This is a genomic window from Sphingobium sp. WR1 (assembly GCF_059693745.1).
The window spans coordinates 237,573-255,823 of sequence record NZ_JCATID010000001.1; the positions used below are offsets into that span (position 1 = coordinate 237,573).

At 63.9% G+C, this 18,251-nt stretch carries 14 protein-coding genes and 1 pseudogene; 6 read left to right on the top strand and 9 right to left on the bottom strand.

Annotated features, from left to right (window positions below; all coding sequences use genetic code 11):
* The first annotated feature begins 44 nt into the window (after positions 1 to 44).
* From AC58EF_RS01210 to AC58EF_RS01220, 3 genes are all read left to right on the top strand, one after another.
* Positions 45 to 218, top strand: coding sequence for a hypothetical protein (locus AC58EF_RS01210; RefSeq protein ID WP_497273824.1), 174 nt, complete (start codon positions 45 to 47; stop codon positions 216 to 218).
* 275 nt (positions 219 to 493) lie between these two features.
* On the top strand, positions 494 to 796 hold the full coding sequence (locus AC58EF_RS01215) for a hypothetical protein (protein ID WP_497273825.1): 303 nt from the start codon (positions 494 to 496) through the stop codon (positions 794 to 796).
* 88 nt (positions 797 to 884) lie between these two features.
* Entirely contained in the window at positions 885 to 1,598 is a 714-nt protein-coding gene (locus tag AC58EF_RS01220) for a hypothetical protein (protein WP_497273826.1), read from the top strand.
* Between the two features lie 140 nt (positions 1,599 to 1,738).
* Here the strand turns inward: AC58EF_RS01220 and AC58EF_RS01225 are convergent, their stop codons facing one another.
* From AC58EF_RS01225 to araD1, 8 genes and pseudogenes are all read right to left on the bottom strand, one after another.
* Complete coding sequence (locus tag AC58EF_RS01225; RefSeq protein WP_497273827.1) at positions 1,739 to 1,954, bottom strand: hypothetical protein; 216 nt, start codon at positions 1,952 to 1,954, stop codon at positions 1,739 to 1,741.
* Positions 1,955 to 2,035: 81 nt separating this feature from the next.
* The gene (locus AC58EF_RS01230) at positions 2,036 to 4,066 is read right to left on the bottom strand and encodes an MGH1-like glycoside hydrolase domain-containing protein (protein ID WP_497273828.1); all 2,031 of its coding nucleotides are present in this window, start codon (positions 4,064 to 4,066) and stop codon (positions 2,036 to 2,038) included.
* A 116-nt stretch (positions 4,067 to 4,182) separates the two neighbouring features.
* Positions 4,183 to 7,007: pseudogene (locus AC58EF_RS01235) on the bottom strand (TonB-dependent receptor).
* Between the two features lie 255 nt (positions 7,008 to 7,262).
* Positions 7,263 to 8,690, bottom strand: a complete 1,428-nt coding sequence (locus AC58EF_RS01240; RefSeq protein WP_497274174.1) for a family 43 glycosylhydrolase — start codon at positions 8,688 to 8,690, stop codon at positions 7,263 to 7,265.
* Positions 8,691 to 8,728: 38 nt separating this feature from the next.
* Positions 8,729 to 9,772: an arabinan endo-1,5-alpha-L-arabinosidase gene (locus AC58EF_RS01245; protein ID WP_497273829.1), complete on the bottom strand. Its 1,044-nt coding sequence runs from the start codon at positions 9,770 to 9,772 to the stop codon at positions 8,729 to 8,731.
* A 77-nt stretch (positions 9,773 to 9,849) separates the two neighbouring features.
* Positions 9,850 to 11,418 carry an alpha-N-arabinofuranosidase gene (locus AC58EF_RS01250; protein ID WP_497273830.1) on the bottom strand — a complete coding sequence of 523 codons (1,569 nt, stop codon included), beginning with the start codon at positions 11,416 to 11,418 and terminating at the stop codon, positions 9,850 to 9,852.
* 35 nt (positions 11,419 to 11,453) lie between these two features.
* Positions 11,454 to 12,380 (bottom strand): Gfo/Idh/MocA family protein, encoded by a 927-nt coding sequence (locus tag AC58EF_RS01255; protein ID WP_497273831.1) that lies wholly within the window; start codon positions 12,378 to 12,380, stop codon positions 11,454 to 11,456.
* A gap of 5 nt (positions 12,381 to 12,385) precedes the next feature.
* Entirely contained in the window at positions 12,386 to 13,378 is a 993-nt protein-coding gene (gene araD1 / locus AC58EF_RS01260) for an AraD1 family protein (RefSeq protein ID WP_497273832.1), read from the bottom strand.
* A gap of 190 nt (positions 13,379 to 13,568) precedes the next feature.
* On the opposite strand from araD1, the gene AC58EF_RS01265 reads away from it, so the two are divergent.
* Positions 13,569 to 14,333: a FadR/GntR family transcriptional regulator gene (locus AC58EF_RS01265; RefSeq protein ID WP_497273833.1), complete on the top strand. Its 765-nt coding sequence runs from the start codon at positions 13,569 to 13,571 to the stop codon at positions 14,331 to 14,333.
* Between the two features lie 169 nt (positions 14,334 to 14,502).
* Here the strand turns inward: AC58EF_RS01265 and AC58EF_RS01270 are convergent, their stop codons facing one another.
* Positions 14,503 to 15,837 (bottom strand): sugar MFS transporter, encoded by a 1,335-nt coding sequence (locus AC58EF_RS01270; protein ID WP_497273834.1) that lies wholly within the window; start codon positions 15,835 to 15,837, stop codon positions 14,503 to 14,505.
* Positions 15,838 to 15,961: 124 nt separating this feature from the next.
* Here AC58EF_RS01270 and AC58EF_RS01275 point away from each other — a divergent pair, with 124 nt between their 5' ends.
* On the top strand, positions 15,962 to 17,107 hold the full coding sequence (locus AC58EF_RS01275; RefSeq protein WP_497273835.1) for an aldose epimerase family protein: 1,146 nt from the start codon (positions 15,962 to 15,964) through the stop codon (positions 17,105 to 17,107).
* A complete protein-coding gene (locus AC58EF_RS01280) occupies positions 17,107 to 17,979 on the top strand; it encodes an SMP-30/gluconolactonase/LRE family protein (protein ID WP_497273836.1) in 873 nt (290 codons plus the stop codon). The genes AC58EF_RS01275 and AC58EF_RS01280 overlap by 1 nt, the downstream gene beginning before the upstream one ends.
* Positions 17,980 to 18,251 lie beyond the last annotated feature (272 nt).

The window sequence follows — 18,251 nt, forward strand, 5'->3', positions numbered from 1 at the left end:
GTGCCGCGGCTCAGCGCCGGTCCCGGCGCTTCCTCCGGCGGGCCATGGGACGAAATTCCGCCACCGTCGGTGTGTCCGGCGCGCCGGGCGCGGGCATCCGGCAAGCGCGGGCAACTCACCAAGACCATTTCTGCTCGATCGATTTCTGTTCGGGATCGTCACGCGCCTTCACGGGCAAGCGGCAATTTTTCGGCATCCGCTTCGGCCAGAAATTCTGACGCCGGGCCAGAAGGGCGAAAATGCCGCAGCCGGGTCGCGGGACTCGGCGGCGCCTTCCATCTTCATGAACCGTCGTTCATGTCTGAAGTGTTGAAAATCGGCCGATAGGGACAAAAGCCGGTTTCAGGTTCAGCGACAATTCATCTGGCATTTTTGGCTTTCCGCCGCGTCAACCATTCGCCTGACGACAAGCACAGCCGGACAGAATCGCTATTGTTCAACCCCCAGCGCTCGGCTTGGAACATTGCGGTTTTGTTAACTACAGGAGAATAATATGTCGCCGGCTCTAAAGAAAATCGCTCCCCTGGGCGTGATTTTGGTGGGTTCGCTGGCTCTGGGAGGCTGTGCCACCAAGGGTTTCGTGCGCGAGCAGGTCGCCACCGTGAACCAGCGCGTCGATGCGCTCGAAACGAAATTGAACACGACCGACAGCACCGCGCAGCAGGCGCTGGCCGAGGCCCAGTCGGCATCGGGCCAGGCGCAGAATAACGCCCAGCGCATCGAACAGCTCAACGGCCGCGTCGACAGTGTCGAGCAGCGTATGCAGGAAGCCCAGCGCAAGCGCGCGCGCAACTGATCCCGCAGGGGAACGTTAACGACAAGACCATGATCCCGGGTCGGCGCCTTTCCCTTTGGCGCCGCCCGTTTCCCGAGTGCCGCAAACGATGATTCCTGTTCTTTTGGCGTCGGCCGGACTTGCACTGACCGCCTCCGCACCTGTCATGGCGGCCGGGACCGTTTCGGCCGCTGCGCCCGCGCAAGTGGATAGCGAGAAGCAAGGGGAACCGATCCGGTCGGAGGAGGCCAGCCGCGTCGCCGACTGGGTCGCCGCATCGAAGGATCATGGCAAACTGCCCTATATCATCATCGACAAGAAGGCGGCCACCGCCTTCCTGTTCGACGCCAAGGGGAAATCGCTGGGACATGCGCCGGTCCTGATCGGTATCGCGCCTGGCGACGAAGCGACGCCCGGCATCGGCAGCAAGTCCCTGTCGCAGATCGGCCCTGCGGAGAAAACCACGCCCGCGGGCCGCTTCTTGGCCAAGTTCGGGGTAGCCGCCGGAAAGCAGAAAGTGCTCTGGGTCGATTATGCAACCTCCGTGGCGCTGCATACGATCCCGCCGGGCAGTCCGAAGGAAAAGCGGCGCGCCCGGATGTTGTCGGCCACTGCCGATGACAATCGCATTACGTTCGGCTGCATCAATGTGCCGAAGCTCTTCTACGCCAAGGGCGTCAGTCCCTTGTTCCGCAAGAGGGGCGGCTATGTCTATGTGCTGCCCGACACCAAGCCGCTGGAGGCGGTGTTCCCGCGCCTGCGGGTGCAGCCTTTCCTGAACACCACCGTTGCGGCAGCGGCCGAGACGGCGGGCACTGACTGAAAATGGGACATATTCCGGTCGGGGTATTCTAAGCGGGATGGCGTGCTGTTAGGGCGATCCCGCGACCCGAAGGATCGTCTTGCAGGCGACACTTCTTCCTGGCCCGGCACGCCTTGCGTGTCGGGCTTTTTTGCCTGGCGCTATCCCTTCTGGCCCGGATGGAGAAGGCGCAGGCGATCAGATATTTGCCGCTGCGCGGTGCGGGCGAAGGCGGTCTTGGCCTCGGGCGAGCGGTCGGGCTTGGCGCGGCTGACGGGCACCAGCGGGAAAGTGGGCGCGGCCTGCGCCATGGCGGCGCTGCGCGGCAGCATGACGGAAAAGGCGGCGGCGAAAATCCTGCGCCCGATGGTCGACATGCTGGCTGGTCCCCTTGGCGCCTGCGGCGTCGATGGCAAGGATGGACCGCAGATGGAGGGGGCCGGTCCGTCGTTCGTTGTTCACTCGTCAAACAACTTGAATTCGGTCAGACGGGTCGCACTGTGCATCGGCTGGGTGAAGAGCAGGCGAACCTTGCCGGTCTGGAGCCTGGGCCAGCGCAGGTCGGTGACTCCGTTGGCGATTGGGCTGCCTTTGGGCCTGGCGATATCGCGCCAGTCGCCGTCGACCCAGGCCTGAAGGCGGTAGCTTTGCGGCACGGCGAAACCCTTCCCGTCGGCGAAGAAGGCGAGTTCGGCGCGGGCGAGGTTCCGTGATTTGCCAAAATCGATGGCATACCATTGCTGCGTGGGCGAGGGGGCCGAGGACCAGCCGTTGGGCAATTCGGGAAAGAACGAGACGCGGCCGTCGATCGCGTCATGGACATTCTCGACATCCGTGTTGCTCGACGCCGAGCCGATCGGATATTGGCCGCGCACCAGTTGCACGGCGCGGTTGATCGGGCGGGCGATCGCGGGCGTGGCGGCGCGGGCCAGCGGCACCTCGATCCGGCCCAGCGTCTCGCGGCGGGCGACCTCCCTGCCGTCGACTTCGATGGAAAGGCCCTTGCCGCGCCGGTAATGGCTGCCGTCCGCGTCCCATGTCACCGCGACCTTGTGGCCATGATAGGGCAGGTCCTGCACCCGGAACCAGGCGAGCGCCTGCGGATCGCTGCTGTCGGGGAGCAGCGGGTTCACCTCCAGCACATCGTCGGCGCGGGGGCGGATGCCGACCAGCCCGGTCATGATCAGGTCGTTGAAGCCCGAATGGAAATAATGGTGGCTGCGGTCGAGGCCGACGATCGGCCTGCCGGTTTCGGGATGATAATCCTCTTCGATATCCAGCCGGTTCCCCTGATAATGGAGCGCGGCATATTGGCGCAGCAGGCGCATATAGGCGCTGCGGGTGACGGGACCGGTGGCCTGATAATGGTCGAGCAGATTGGCCATGCCGTGCAGCACCTGCGTCGTCTGATAGGGCCAGACCGGGCCGTTCCACTGGCATTCGGGGTCTTTGCCGAGATAGCGATATTGCCGCATATAATATTCGTAACCGGCCTCGACCGTGCGCATACCCGCCTTGCCGGCGAGCGAGGCGGGGTCGAGCAGATGCGCCCACGCCTGCGCATATCTGGCGTCGTCGGGGACGAGGTCGAACATCCAGGGGAGATAGCCGACCAGCTCGCGGTTGCGGATCGGCTCCCAATAATGGACGAACGGGTTCTTGCGCGACTGGTGACGGTCGATGAAATGGGTGAGCCTGTCCGACCACAGGTCGGTGAGGACGCGCTTTTGCAGGGCGTCGGCGCGGGCCGCATAGTCGGCGGCCATCGCCTTGTTCCCGGCCATCTCCGCCATTTTCGACAGGGCGCGGGCATTGGCGAACATATAGCTGTTGACCGAGGGGCGGAAGGCGTCGCCGCCGCGGAACCCGTCCTTGCCGCCCGATGCGTCGATCGAGGAGACGGTATATTCGGTGGCGTCCAGCAGCGGCTCGACGAAATACAGCCCCTTGTCGAAGTCATATTTGTCGTCCCACAGCCGGTAGATATGGTTCATGACGGGCAGGTGGCGCAGCGCGCTCGCACGGTCGCCGTCGACCAGGTAGCGGCCCCACACCGAGTCCGCCATATGATCGGTGAAATGGCGGTCATTGCCGCCGCTGCCATACATGAAATTGATATAGTCGTCGGCGAAGCGGCGATCGTTGAGCCAACGCCCTTCGCCGATATGGAAGCCGCTGGCGTCGTTCAGGCTCGCATAGGGATGGCGTTGCCAGTCGACATCGTCGAAAAATTCGGTGGTGATATAGCCTTCTTCGCCCAGATCGCGCTGATGGCCACGAAACACCTGCCAGCGATAATAATAGACGGCGTCGAGTTTGGGATCGGCGGATTCGAAGAAGGGGATGCGGTCCTGATACCAGGGCGCGTCATTGCCGAAGCGCTGGGTCGCGATGGCATGGGTATCCATCGCGACGGGAGGCGGGGGAGAGGCGGCGCCGCTTCCGGCCAGGGTGGCCCCCGCCAGCAGGATCATCTTCATCGCGCGCATCGGTCATCCCTCCTGTAGCAGAAACGAATATGGCGGCCGTAGCGGGACTGGAGAGCATCCCGATACGGCCGCCAAAAATGGAGCACGGCGAGGAGACGCCGCGCCCCATCGGGCACTCAGTCGAACTTGAAACGGACACCCAAAGCGAAGGTCCGGTCGATCAGCAGCGTGCTGCTGTTGAACTCGATCGGATTGCCGACATCGCCGAACTTGTAATAATTCTGCTGCTTCGCCTTGGTGATGTTCACCGCGTCGAAGGTGATGCCGATATCGTCATTCACATTCCAGGTGAGCTGGAAGTCCAGGCTCTTTTCCGGTGCGCGCCACATGCCGATCGGATTGGCGAAGGAGCGGCCTTCATTGTTGTTCAGGAAGCCCTTGCGCCAGATATAGGACAGGCGGGCGCCGATCGGGCCGCTGTCATAGGCCAGCGTGGCATTGTAGGACAGCTTCGACACGCCGAAGAAGGCCGACTTGGCCGTGCCGGTGATTTCACCTTCATTATTGACGACCGGAATGGTCTGTTCGGAATCCAGGATCGTCGCGCTGCCGGTGAAGCCGAGGCCGTCGAGGAAGCGGGGCAGGTAGGACGGGAAGTAGGTCAGCCCCAGTTCCAGACCCTTCAGCGTGCCGTTGGAGGCGTTTTCCGGGCGGGTGATGTTGAAAAATTCGGTGTAGGTTTCGTTGCGCGGCAGATAGTTGTTCGGGATGAACTCCCGCACGGTCAGGGGCACGACCAGACCGTCGATCTTGCGCTGGAAGGCGGTCGCGTAGATGGCGCTGTTGCGTTCGAAATACCATTCGATCGCCAGGTCCATATTCTTCGAATGCGTCGCCCGCAGGTTGGCGTTGCCCGACGAACCCGTGCCGAACCCGATGCGCGACAGATCGCCCGTCAGCGCCAGATTGGGGTTGAGGTCGCCAAAGGCCGGACGGCGCAGCGTTTCGCCATAGTTGAAACGGATGCGCAGATTGTCGGTGATATTGTAGCGCGCGGTGAAGGACGGCAGGAATTTTTCCGAACCGGTGGACACGGTGGTCCGGGCGAAATCATTGCCGCGATCGAAATAGTCGTAGAGAGTGTCGATCGCGACAAAGCGCACGCCGCCCTGAAGCTGGAGCGGACGGCCGAAGAGTTCGATCTCGCCATCGGCCACGATATAAGCGGCCAGATTGGTTTCGTTGATGCCGAACACATGGCCGAAGCTCATTTCGTCCGACAGCAGCAGGCCGGGCGCGACGGCGCGGTACAGCTGGCGGACGGCATCCTTGTCCATGCTGCGCGGATCGGCCAGCACCCAGCTGGTCGGGATGTCGGCGCGACCGTCGAAGAAGCCGCTGTTCGTGAACGGGGTACCCTCGCCGAAAGCCGCCAGCGTGAGGGGAAGGCCGCCCGCGCCCTGATCGCGGACATAGCTGTCAGCATTGCGGTTGTCGTAGCGGAAGCCGGCCTTGATGCGGCGCAGGAAGCCTTCGTCCCACTTATATTCGCCGTCCAGCATCATGGTCAGCGCGTTGCCGCTATTCTTCGTGCCGCTGTCGAACAGGTTGCCCATAGTCCATGCCGACGCATCGGTCAGGACTTCCTGATTGCCGAAGCTGTAGGACGGCAGGCCGCCGCCGCCGTTGAAATCGACATTCAGGTCGAGCGGACCGCGATCGGTGCGGATGGCGAAGAAGGAGGTTTCGTTCTTGCTGTCCTGATAGGCGATGTCGGCGACGATCTTGCCGCGCTCGCCCACATCCCACTTGGCGTTCAGGGCATAGACATAGCTGTCGGTGCGGTTGGTCGCCATGTCGCCGCTGTTGAAGCCCGCGACCGAACCCATCTGGCGCGACTTGATGATGTTCGTGCCTTCATACAGCTCGAAACTGTTGGCCACGTCGGCAGGCAGATCCCCCACCAGTCGGCGAAGCTGAAGTGCAGGCTGTTGAAGGTTTCGCCCCGGAAGCCGGTGTAGAAGACTTCGGCAGTGTAGACCGAGCTGTCATTGGGCGCCCACTGGAGCGCGGCATTGATCGAGGGACGCTCACGCTTGCCGTAGAGGTCGGAAGCGATGACGGCGTCACGCGACAGATAATAGGGGGTTTCGACGCCGTTGATGTTCAGCGTCGATCCCGGCGCGGTCGGCAGGCCGGCGTCGAGGCCCGGCGTCCAGTTTTCGTTCCGGGCGCCGGGGAAGATGCGCTGCAACGGGGTCAGGCCCGAACCGGCAGGCGGATTTTCCGTGGCGAACGGCACCATGGCGCCGGCTTGCAGATTCTGGTTGCGATAATGGGCGCGGGTGTAGCTGGCGTTCACCAGGAAGCCGATGTCGCCGATGCCGGTTTCCCAGCGGTTGCTGACGAGCAGGGCCACATTGGGATTCACCTTGTCCGCCAGTTCCGAATAGACGCCACGCGCCAGCCCCGAAATGGTGAAGCCATCGAAATCGAGCGGGCGACGGGTCTGGACGTCGATCTGGCCGGCAAGGCCGGTTTCGAGCTGGTCGGCCGAACGGGTCTTGTAGACGTCGATCTGCTTGACGAGGTTTGCGGAGATATCCTGCAATGCGAAGGACGTGCCCGCGGCCGTGAAGATGTTGCGGCCGTTGAGCGTCGTCAGCGGATCGGTCAGGCCGCGGATGGTGATGGCCGCGGTTTCGCCACCGGCGCGGTCGGTGACCTGGATACCGGTGACGCGCTGCAATGCTTCGACGACATTATTGTCGGGCAGCTTGCCGACGTCTTCCGACACGATCGAATCGACGATCTGGGTCGATTCCTTGCGCACGTTGAGCGCGCCGACGATCGAGGCGCGGACGCCGGTGACGACGATGTCGGTGACGTCCTCTTCACCCTGCGCGGCCTGTGGTGCGGCGGCGTCCTGCGCGTGGGCGGCGCCCGACAGCATCAGCGCGAATATGGAAGCGGAAGCGAGTGCGACCGGCCTGAAAGCCATTTGGATATCCTCCCCTGGAGCTGGCGCAGTTACGCCATGCGTGAATTACTCGGACTAATTATTGCTCTGACAAATGAATCGCAAGCGGAAAATTGGTGGCCTATCCCATGAATTGGGATGTTTGTGACATTTATGCTGCATGTCAGGAAGGAAGGGCGGTTTCTGGCCCGCATTCGCCCGGTTCATGCCAAAAGGGTCGCCCGCCCGACGGCGAACGGCGCTTTTGGCACAATTATTTTGTCAGACTTGGATGCGTCAGTCCGCGCGCCAATAGGCGGTCGCATCGCGGCTGCCGACCAGGCGAATCCGGCCATCGGCAAGCCCCAGCGCCTTGCCCGGCGCCGAGATGGCGGCGAAGCGGAGCAGGCCGCCGGCCTTGTCCTCCAGCCGGACGAACTGGCTGCGCAGCGCGAAGTCGGCGCTCTTGCTGTCCTTTACCAGCGTCACCGATCCGTCCTTCTGCGCGACCAGATAATGATCGGGCATCAGGATGGGCGAAAGCATGACGCTCTGCTTGCCGGCGCGGCCCGGCGTCTGGCGGAACTGGGTCTGGGCGAGGGTCGGATTGCCGCCGAGCAATTGCGCGCCGTCATGCGCCAGCAGCGACTGCGGGCTGGCGGCGGAAATGAAGCGTTCGGGCAACGGGCCATTGCCCACAGGCACGCCGAAATCGGGGGTGCCGTCGGCGGTATAATAGAGACGCTGGACGCGGGTGTGGCGGTCGGGGTTGAACAGCGGATCGCCCTGGATCGCCTCATAGTCGCGGCCATGATAGACGAGGATGTCGCGGCCCTTTTCGTCCACCGTGAAACTGTTATGGCCGGGGCCGTAGACGCTGGTGGCCTTGTTCGTGACGAACACCGGCTGGGGTGCCTTGGTCCAGCTTTTTGCGTCGAGCAGGTCGGCATTCTCGTCCGCCGTCAGCAGGCCCAGGCAGTAGCGCGCGTCGGTCGCGCTGGCCGAATAGGTCATGAACAGGCGGCCATTGCGGTGCAGGACGGCGGGGGCTTCGGCCACCTTGTAGCCGCGCACTTCCCAATCCAGCGTCGGCACGGTGAGGCGGGTCGCCTTGCCGGCCAGCTTCAGCGGGGATTCCAGCCGGGCTATGTACAGGTTGCTGTTGGTATCGATGCCCGGCTCGCGCTGCGCCCAGGCGAAATAGCGGACGCCCTTGTGCACGAAGCTGGTCGAATCGAGGTTGAAACTGTCCCAGGGCGTCTGGAATTCGCCCAGCACGCTCCACTGGCCGGTCATCGGATCGGGACCGTCGCAGACGATCGTATAGGTGCGGATGCGGAACACGTCGTCGCCGCCACCGCTGGGACCGGCGGCGAAATACATATACCATTTGCCGTCGATCTGGTGGAGTTCGGGCGCCCAGAGGAAACCGGATCGCGGTCCGCTCGCCTCATGCCGCCAAAGCACGGCTTCCTTGGCGGCGGCAAGACCGGCGATGGTCTTTGAGCGACGCAGGACCAGCCGGTCATATTCGGGTACCGATCCGGTCAGATAATAATAGCCGTCGTCATGGCGGAAGACCTGCGCGTCGGCGCGCTGCTTGACCAGCGGATTGACCGGAGCGGGGGTAGCGGCGGCGTCCGCGGCAGCGCGGGCCGCGGCGGGCACGGCCGACAGCGCGGCGGCGCTGCCGATGAAGCTGCGGCGGGACAGGGCGAAGGGCATCAGACTCTCTCCGGTCATGTTAGTCGGACTAAAAGGGGTCAATAGTCGGCGACGGGCCAGCCGTCAGCCCCCCAGCGCACCGGGGCGATGCGCAGGGTGGGGGCGCCGTTCGCGTGTTTGTCATAGGCATGGTAGACGACATAGTCTTTGCCATCCCGGTCATGCAGCCAGCCGGCATGGCCGGGGCCGCGAAAGCGTTGTTGTTCCTTCAGGTCGGCGCGCAGAAAGATGGTGCCGCCGCCTTCCATGAGAGGGCTGCCATCCTTGCCCAGATAGGGGCCGGTAATCTCCTTCGATCGGCCCATGACGGTATAGTAAGTGCTGTTCACGCCCTTGCAGCAATAGTCGTAGCTGACCATCAGCCAATAATAGCCGCCATGGTCGATGATGAAGGGCGCTTCGACCGGCGCGGGGCCACCGGCGGGGGCAGGGCGGCGGGCGATGGAGACGGGCCTGGCCGTCGCATCCCTGGGCTTGCCGGTTTTCGGGTCCAGTTCGAACAGTTTGATGCCGGTCCAGAAGCTGCCCAATGTCAGCCAGTGACGGCCATCCCGGTCGATGATGAAATTGGGGTCGATGGCGTTGAAATCATCGTCCTTCGTGGACATGACGACCAGCCCCTCGTCGCGCCAGCCATAATTTTTCGCCTTGGGGTCCAGCGTCGGACTGGTGGCGAGGCCGATCGCGGAGCGGTTCGATCCGAAGGTCGAGACCGAATAGTAAAGCCGGTAGCGTCCGTTGACATGCGCAATGTCGGGCGCCCACATGCCGTCGCTGCCGGGGATGGCCTGCTTGGCCCAGTCGGGGAACGCGGTGAAGATCGGATCGCCGGCCGTCCAGTGCACCAGATCCTTCGACGTGCGCGTTTCGATCAGCCGCTTGCCATGGCCGGTGCTGAAGACATGATAGGTGTCGCCTTCGCGGGCGATGACCGGATCATGGGTGGGGACGAGGTCGCCGGTCAGGCGGTCGTTGAGCGTCGCGGCGGCGGCAGCAGGAGCGGTCGGTTGCTGGGCGCAGGCAGGGCCGGTAGCTGCGAGCAGGGCAAGGCCCAATATTGTTGCGATACTATGCCGCGCCATGCGGTCCTCTCCTGCGAAAAATATGTGAAAAAAAGGCGGGCGGCCGCAAAGGACCGCCCGCCCGGGTGACGAAGCCGTTATTGCAGTTCGAGCACGACCACCGACTTGGCCGGCAGCGTCACGGTCAGGGTGCCGCCGCTGACCTGCGCGCCGGTGAAGGCGGCGGGCTTGACGGTCTCGGGCGCGTCGAACGTATTGTGCGCATTGATCGCCGATGCGGTCAGCACGCGGCCGGTGACGCTGGCGGCGTTGAGGCCGTCCAGCTTGACGGTCACGCTGTTCGACTGGTTGGGGTCGAGATTGGACAGGCCGACATGGATCTTGCCGTCCTTGGCCCTGACCGCCGATCCGCTGACCGCGGGCATCGTATATTGATCCTTGGCATACCAGGGCGTCTGGATGTCGATCGGCAGCACCGTCGCATCCTGCCAGGGCTTGTACATTTCGAAGACATGATAGGTGGGCGTCAGCACCATCTTCTTGCCGTCGGTCAGGATCATCGCCTGAAGCACATTCACCATCTGCGCGATCGCGGTCATGCGGACGCGGTCGGCATGTTTGGCGAAGATGTCGAGATGGATCGACGCGACCAGCGCATCGCGCAGCGTGTTCTGCTGGCGCAGGAAGCCCGGATGCGTGCCCGGATCCTGGGCATACCAGCTGCCCCATTCGTCGACCGCCAGGAAGACGCGCTTCTTGGGATCGTATTTGTCCATGATCGCGCTGTGCCTGGTGATCAGCTCGTCCATCTTGCGCGCGCCGTTCAGCGCGTCGGCCCAGCCATTTTCGTCGAAATCGACGGCGGGGGCACGGGGCGGCCAGCCGCCGGCGGGGTGGACATAATAATGGAGCGAGAGGCCGTCGAGCTTGTCGCCCGCGACCCGCATCATGGTGTCGGTCCAGTTATAGTCGTCGACATTGGCGCCGGCGGCGACCTTCAGGATCTTGGTGCCGCGCGGCGCCTTGACGAAAGTGGCGTAGCGACGGGTTTCGTCCGCCGCGAATTCGGGCCGCATATTGCCGCCGCAGCCCCACAATTCATTGCCGACGCCGAAATAGGGAACGGCCCAGGGTTCCTTATGGCCGTTCCTGGCGCGCAGGTCGGCCAGCGTGCCGGCGGGCGCGGTCATATATTCGACCCACTCGGCCATTTCCTGCGGCGTGCCGTTGCCGACATTGCCGGCGATATAGGCCTGTGCGCCGACCTGGCGCAGCAGTTCGAAAAACTCGTGCGTGCCCACGCTGTTCGGTTCGGTCACGCCGCCCCAATGGGTGTTGATCTTGACCGGGCGGTCCTTCTTCGGGCCGATGCCTTCGCGCCAGTGATATTCGTCGGCGAAGCAGCCGCCGGGCCAGCGGATGATCGGCACCGACAGGTTGCGCAGCGCGGAGATCACGTCGTTGCGAAAGCCGTTGGTGTTGGGGATCGACTTGTCGTTGCCGACATACAGGCCGCCATAAATGCCGTTGCCCAGATGTTCGGCGAACTGGGTGAAGATCGCCTTGTCATACAGCGCGCCGGGCTTGTCGGCGTGAATCGTCGCGGTGGTCGGCTTGCCGTCGGTGTCGGCGCTGGCCGGCTGCCAGGCCAATGCGCTGGCGCAGAGCAACAGCGCGCTGGCGGTGCGGCGCAAGGTTTTCGTCATGTCCGTCCTCTCCCTGTGGATAAATTGTGGGTAAGTCAGTCGTGGAAAGCGTCGGTGGTCTGGCGCGTGCCGCGCAGGAAGGCGTCGGCCACCAGCCGCAGCGGGCTGGTGTCGACGTCCGACCGTCCGCCCCGGATCAGCGTAGCGAAGCGGCTGTAGAGGCCCGCATATTCGACATCCTCGCCATGCTCGGTGCCGCTGGGCAGGGTCAGGACCGCGCCGCCATGCGACAGTTTCAGCGCGCCGGCGTCGGTTTCGACGATGATGTCCCAGCTTTGCGGGCCGGTCTGGCGCCAGTCGAGGTCCATATGGATCAGCGCGCCCGCCGTGTCGCGAAAGGCGAGGTCGGCGGCGATCGGCGCGGCGCGGTTTTCCGGCAGTAGCAACGTTGCGTCCTTCAGGAAGAAGGGGCGCGGCAATATATGGGTGACGATCGACAGGGCGTTGATGCCCGGATCGAAGACGCCGAGGCCGCCGGGCTGCCAGATCCACGCCTGACCCGGATGCCAGACGCGGACATCCTCGCGCCAGACGATCGACACTTTCTCGATCCTGCGCTCGGCCAGCCAGGCGCGCGCCGGCGCGACCCCGGCGGCGAAGCGGCTGTGCCAGGCGGCGAACAGGCTGACGCCGACCTTGTCGGCCTGGCTTTTAAGCGCTTCCACCTCCGCCAAAGTCGCGCCGGGCGGTTTTTCGAGGAAGAGGTGGATGCCCCGGGCCAGCGCCTGCGACGCGAGATCGTAGCGGACCTGCGGCGGGGTGCAGAGCGCGATGGCGTCCACCGCCGGACCTTGGCGCAGCAGGTCGTCCAGGCTGGCATGGTGCGGCACGCCGTCCAGGCCCGCATCCTGCGGGCTGACGGTGGCGGCCAGACTGAACGCGCCATTACCCCGGATCGCCGGGACATGCTGGTCGCGCGCAATCTTGCCGATGCCGACGATGGCGATGCGGATCGGGTCCATTTCTGTCAGAGCGTCTGGACAGCGACCTGGACAATTGCGGCGCGCTTCAGCGGATTGCGCACCGGCAGGGTGAAGGGCGCGGCGATGATCTCGAACACGTCGCCTTCCTGCGTCTGCACGCCGTCGCTGAACGACAGGGTCGCGGTGCCGAAGAAGTGGACATGCACGTCGCCGGGGCGGCGGAACAGGTCATATTTGAAATGATGATGTTCCAGGTTCGCGAAGCTGTGCGACATATTGCCCTCGCCCGACAGGAAGGGCTTTTCCCAGATCACCTCGCCGTCGCGCAGGATGCGGCTTGCCCCTTCGATATGGTCGGGCGGGGTGCCGACCAGCAGTTCCGGGCCGAGCGAGGCTTGGCGCAGCTTGGAGTGGGCCAGCCACAGATAATTGTGGCGTTCGGTGACATGGTCGCTGAACTCGTTGGCGAGCGCGAGGCCGAGGCGATAGGGGGTGCCGTCCTCGCCGATCAGATAGATGCCGGCGATTTCCGGTTCCTCGCCGCCATCCTTGGCGAAGGCGGGCATGACGAGCGGATCGGTCGGACCGACCAGCTGCGAGCCGTCGCCCTTGTAGAACCATTCGGGCTGCTGGCCGACTTCGCCCGCGGCGGGCTTGCCGCCTTCCAGCCCTTCCAGGAACATGCGCATCGAATCGGTCTGCTTTTCGGCGGCAGCGGCTTCGCGGTGCATCTTGTCGCGGCCTTCAGCCGAGCCGAGATGGGTCAGGCCGGTGCCGGTCAACTGGATATGCGCGTCATCCTCATGATCGATCGGGGCGAGCAGGCGGTTGGCGGCATATTCGGCGGCGATGTCGACCGTATCGCCCCGACCGGCGGCGTCGACGGCGGCGGTGAGGCTGATGCCCTGCGCGATCGCGTGCAGCGCCAGCGCGCGGATGGTGGCGAAGCCCGGCACGAAATGAGCCGCATCGCCCTGCGCGGCGATGACCGCCCGTTCGCCGGAATCCGAACGATGCTGCAACAGGCGCAATGTCATGAAAACTCTCCTCCCGCACGCCGACCTGTGGCGCTGGTTCCTCGATGATAGCCGAATCGCCGCGCCGACAATGATCCGGCGCAGCGGTGAATCTCTTAATTACTCCGACATATTACACGGTGATGGTAAAGGCAATGATTGTATTCTAGGTTGCGCTGTGCCTCAGTAGATGGAGGTGGGAGGAACCCGAATGGTGAAAGAAAATCCGTCTTTGCACGGGGATGAGGCGGAAAAGGGCGGTCTTGGCCGGGCGGCGCGGGGGCCGGGGCGGCGGCTGCACGGCGCGATCGCGCACAAGCTGGGCACCGCGATCTTGTCGGGGCAATATCAGCCGGGCGACACGCTGTCGGGCGAAGTCGCCTTCGCCGAGGAACTGGAAGTATCGCGCAGCGCCTATCGCGAGGCGATCCAGGTGCTGACCGCCAAGGGGCTGGTCGAGAGCCGGCCCAAGGCGGGGACGCGCGTATTGCCGCGCAACCGCTGGAACCTGCTCGATCCCGATGTGCTGGCCTGGGCCTTTGCCGGGGAGCCGGACATCCAGTTCGTGCGCGACCTGTTCGAACTGCGCGCCATCGTCGAGCCGGCGGCGGCGCGGCTGGCGGCGCAGCGGCGTGACAAGGATGACCTGAAGCTGATGAAGGATGCGCTCGCCGCGATGCGCCGCCATACGCTGGCGACCGAGGCTGGGCGGGCGGCGGACCGGGATTTCCACAATGCGATATTGAACGCGACGCGCAACGACGCGCTGCTGACCCTGACCGCCAGCATCGGCGCGGCAGTCAACTGGACGACCCAGTTCAAGCAGCGCGCCCGCGCCTTGCCGCGCAATCCGATCCCCGACCATGTCCGGGTTTATGACGCCATCGCCGCGGGCGATCCGGCAGCGGCGGCCGAGGCGATGGGGGTGCTGGTCGACCTGGCGCTGGAGGATACTGCGAGCGCGATGCAGGGATAAGATCCATCCCATGCAGGGGAGGGGGGCCGCTCGCGAAGCGAGTGGTGGAGAGGTGTCACGCTATCGATAGGGCGACACCCCTCCGTCAGGGCTTCGCCCTGTTCAACAGAGGCACGTGACTCTGTTGAACTCCCCTTGCAGGGGAGGATTTGGAAATGCGGCTCGACGCTTAGGCGCCGATCTGCTGATCGGGCAGCGCATGGGTCGGCTTCGACCCCCACAGCGCATAGAAGAGGATGTAGAGTTCGCAGGCCGCGGTCAGTAGAAAAGACCATTGCAGGTCATAATGGTCCGCTAGATAGCCCTGCACCGCAACTAATGCACCGCCGGCGATCGCCATGATGAGCAGGCCCGAGCCTTCCTCCGTGAGCGGGCCGAGACCCCTGATGCCCAGGGTGAAGATGGTCGGGAACATGATCGAGTGGAACAGACCGACCAGGATCAGCGACCACATGGCGACCGGGCCGGTAGTGAAGACGGTGATCAGCATGACGATAAAGGCGCCGATCGAGAAGGCGGCGAGAACAAGGCCCGCGTCGATCTTCTGCATGATCGCGGACCCGGCGAAGCGGCCGACCATCATGCCGCCCCACAACAGGGTCAGGTAGCGGCCAGCCTGCTCGGTGGTCATGTTTCCGATGTCGGGACGGCTGACAAAATTGACGAACAAGTTGCCGACGCCGATTTCGGCGATCAGGTATATGAAGATCGCGGGCACGCCGAGAACTAGATTCCGGTGCTGCCAGAGCGGGTGATTGCAGAAGCGCTGCCAAAGCGAACCGACTTTAGGTTCCGTGCTTTTCACGCGCTGGGTAGATGCGCCGATTGCCGGTAGGGGAAAGCGAGCAATAATAAGTGCCAAAACGATCAGCACGACCGCCACCAACATATAGGGCAGGATAACGGACTGTGCGTCGGCCAAGCGTTCGGCTTCGGTCAGCACCGTACCAGCGTGCGCTGTGCCACCCTTCGAGCGTCCGAGAATCAGGTAGGCGCCGAATATAGGTGCTAGCATGGTGCCGGCCGAATTCATCGCCTGGACGAGATTGAGACGCGAGGAAGCGGTTTCGGGCTTGCCGATCACTGCCACATAGGGGTTGGCTGCAACCTGGAGCAGGGTGATGCCGCTAGCGATCACGAAGAGCATCAGCAGCGTGATACCATAGGATGGGATCGACGCTGCCAGCGTCATACCCAGCGCGCCGGCGGCCATGATGAGCAAGCCTACGACCAATGATCTTTGATAGCCAATGCGCTCGATTAGCAAAGCGGCAGGGATGGACGCGAAGAAATAGGCGATGAACCAGACAGATTCGATCAGCGCCGCCTGAAAATAGCTAAGTTCGAACACGCTCCGCAGATGAGGGAGTAATGTACCGTTGATGACGGTGATGAAGCCCCACATGAAGAAGAGGCTGGCAAGCAGCGCGAGCGCGGGGCCGTAGCGCGTGCCGGGATTATGCGTTGCGTGCGGCGCAACGCCAGACGAGATCGGTCCTGCCATTCATCCTTCTCCAGTGCAGTTCCAGCAGCAGGCCGCCCGATCAAGGGTTGCGCCCGCTTATTTTGTCGGAGTATATGGCCGGCAACCGCCCGTCAATGGGCGTAGCTTTACCGGGAGGAAGTCCATGCGCAAGGTCGTCGATTTGAAAACAGCGCTGTCATACGCACTGGCCCTTACTCTCGCAAGCGGAACCGCACTGGCCGCCGAAGCGAGCCGCGCCCCCGCAGGCACCGCCGACGGAGCCGCCGTCGAAACGATCACGCTCAGCAACGGCGCCGGCGTATCGGCGAAGATCCTGAGCTATGGCGCGACGCTCCAGTCGCTGTCCGGCCCGGACAGGAACGGCAAGCAGGCCGACGTGCTGCTGGGCTATGACGACCTCAAGGATTATGTCGACCACCCCAATTATTTCGGCGTGACCGTGGGCCGCTATGCCAACCGCATCGCCGGCGGCACGTTCAGCCTCGACGGCAAGGCCTATCAGCTTCCCCTGAACGACAAGGTCAATTCGCTGCATGGCGGGGGCAAGGGTTTCGACAAGCAGGTCTGGAAGATCGTGTCGATCAAGAGCGGACCGACCGCGACCGCCATATTGTCGCTGACCAGCCCCGACGGGGATGCGGGCTATCCCGGCAAGCTGGACGTGACCGTCACCTATACGCTGGACGAGCAGGGCAATCTGGGCATCGCCTTCGACGCGAAGACCGACAAGCCGACCATCGTCAACATGACCAATCATGCGATCTTCAACCTCCAGGGCGAAGGGTCGCCCGATGGCGCGCTGGGGCATATGCTGACGATCCCGGCCAAGGCCTATACCCCGGTCGACGCCAACCTGATCCCCACCGGCGAACTCAAGCCGGTCGAGGGCAGCGTGTTCGATTTCCGCAATGGCCGGCGCGTGGCCGACGGCATTCGCGACGGGCGCGATCCGCAGATCATCGCCGGCCGTGGCTATGACCACAACTGGGCGCTGGACAAGGGATTGACCAAGAAGCCTGAACTGGCCGCGCGACTGGAAGACCCGGCGTCGGGCCGCGTGCTCGAAGTGCTGACCACCGAGCCGGGCGTGCAATTCTATACCGGCAATTTCCTCGACGGCACGTTCATCGGCAAGCAGAGCCATGTCTATCGCATGGGGGACGGCATTGCGCTGGAGCCGCAGAAATTCCCGGATTCGCCCAACAAGCCCAATTTCCTGTCGGCGCGGGTCGATCCGGGCAAACCCTATCATCATGCGATGGTCTATCGCCTGTCGGTGAAGCGCTGATGGCGGCGTGGCGGCTGATCGAAAGGGGCGTCGCGGACCGGCTGGGCGAGGGCACGCTCTGGTCCGCGCGCGACAATGCGGTCTATTGGGTCGACATCCTCGCGCCCGCGCTCAACCGGCTTTCGCTGGAAGATGGGGCGCTGGAAGATGGGGCGGTCGAGCGCTGGGCGATGCCCGAGCCGCTGGGCTGGGTGGCGGAACGCGAACAGGGCGGCTTCATCGGCGGCTTCCAGAGCGGGTTCGCCGAGATCGGCCTCGATCCGCTGACGATTCTCCCCTTCGGCGACCCGGAGCCGCATTTCCCCGGCAACCGCATGAACGACGGCAAGGCGGACGCGCAGGGGCATATCTGGTGCGGCACGATGGACATGGCGGAGGCGCATGATCGCGGCGCCCTCTATCGGCTGGCGCCCGACCGTAGCTGGCGCGTGATCGACAGCGATTATCGGGTGCCCAATGGCCCCGCTTTCTCGCCCTGCGGCCAGTGGCTCTATCATAGCGATACCGCGAAGCGGCAGATATATCGTTTTCGCCGGACGGCCGAGGGGGCGACCGATCGCCAGCCCTTCATCCGCTTCGGTGAGGAGGATGGCTATCCCGACGGCATGACCGTGGACGCCGAAGGGCATATCTGGGTCGCCCATTGGGGCGGCAGCCGGATCAGCCGCTTTACGCCGGAGGGCAAGCTGGACCGGGCGATCGCGTTGCCCGCGCGGCAGGTGACGAACATCTGCTTCGCCGGGCCGGATCTTGACCGCATGTTCGTCAGCTCCGCGACGGTGGGGCTTGATGATGCGACCGCCTATGATGGCGGCTTCTTCGAGGTCGATTGTGGCGTGCGCGGCCTGCCGACGAACCTTTACGCCGGCTGATTTCTTCGCCGGACCATCGGCAAGGGGCGGGGCCGTTTCGCGATGGCCGCGCCCTTTTCCTTTAGCGCCTGCATAAAGGCTGTTGCGTCGGTCGGGCGAATCTCCTAAGAAATCGGGACAACGTTGTCACGCCTCTCCAAGCACGGCGATGTTGCGATCCCGGACAGTGTGGTGGCGAACTGCACGCGTCGCCAGCTGTCCGGGTCGATTTTTCTTCGCTCCTCCTATCCGGCTTGCGCGTCATTGGCGTTGCTTCGCCGTGGGAAACGCGC

Bases quoted from the DNA above. Each gene is read 5' to 3' on its own strand.
- AC58EF_RS01220 (WP_497273826.1), top strand. From the start codon at position 885: ATGATTCCTGTTCTTTTGGCGTCGGCCGGACTTGCACTGACCGCCTCC.
- AC58EF_RS01215 (WP_497273825.1), top strand. From the start codon at position 494: ATGTCGCCGGCTCTAAAGAAAATCGCTCCCCTGGGCGTGATTTTGGTG.
- AC58EF_RS01225 (WP_497273827.1), bottom strand. From the start codon at position 1,954: ATGTCGACCATCGGGCGCAGGATTTTCGCCGCCGCCTTTTCCGTCATG.
- AC58EF_RS01255 (WP_497273831.1), bottom strand. From the start codon at position 12,380: ATGGACCCGATCCGCATCGCCATCGTCGGCATCGGCAAGATTGCGCGC.
- AC58EF_RS01240 (WP_497274174.1), bottom strand. From the start codon at position 8,690: ATGCCCTTCGCCCTGTCCCGCCGCAGCTTCATCGGCAGCGCCGCCGCG.
- AC58EF_RS01210 (WP_497273824.1), top strand. From the start codon at position 45: ATGGGACGAAATTCCGCCACCGTCGGTGTGTCCGGCGCGCCGGGCGCG.
- AC58EF_RS01275 (WP_497273835.1), top strand. From the start codon at position 15,962: ATGCGCAAGGTCGTCGATTTGAAAACAGCGCTGTCATACGCACTGGCC.
- AC58EF_RS01270 (WP_497273834.1), bottom strand. From the start codon at position 15,837: ATGGCAGGACCGATCTCGTCTGGCGTTGCGCCGCACGCAACGCATAAT.
- AC58EF_RS01265 (WP_497273833.1), top strand. From the start codon at position 13,569: ATGGTGAAAGAAAATCCGTCTTTGCACGGGGATGAGGCGGAAAAGGGC.
- AC58EF_RS01230 (WP_497273828.1), bottom strand. From the start codon at position 4,066: ATGCGCGCGATGAAGATGATCCTGCTGGCGGGGGCCACCCTGGCCGGA.
- araD1 (WP_497273832.1), bottom strand. From the start codon at position 13,378: ATGACATTGCGCCTGTTGCAGCATCGTTCGGATTCCGGCGAACGGGCG.
- AC58EF_RS01245 (WP_497273829.1), bottom strand. From the start codon at position 9,772: ATGGCGCGGCATAGTATCGCAACAATATTGGGCCTTGCCCTGCTCGCA.
- AC58EF_RS01280 (WP_497273836.1), top strand. From the start codon at position 17,107: ATGGCGGCGTGGCGGCTGATCGAAAGGGGCGTCGCGGACCGGCTGGGC.
- AC58EF_RS01250 (WP_497273830.1), bottom strand. From the start codon at position 11,418: ATGACGAAAACCTTGCGCCGCACCGCCAGCGCGCTGTTGCTCTGCGCC.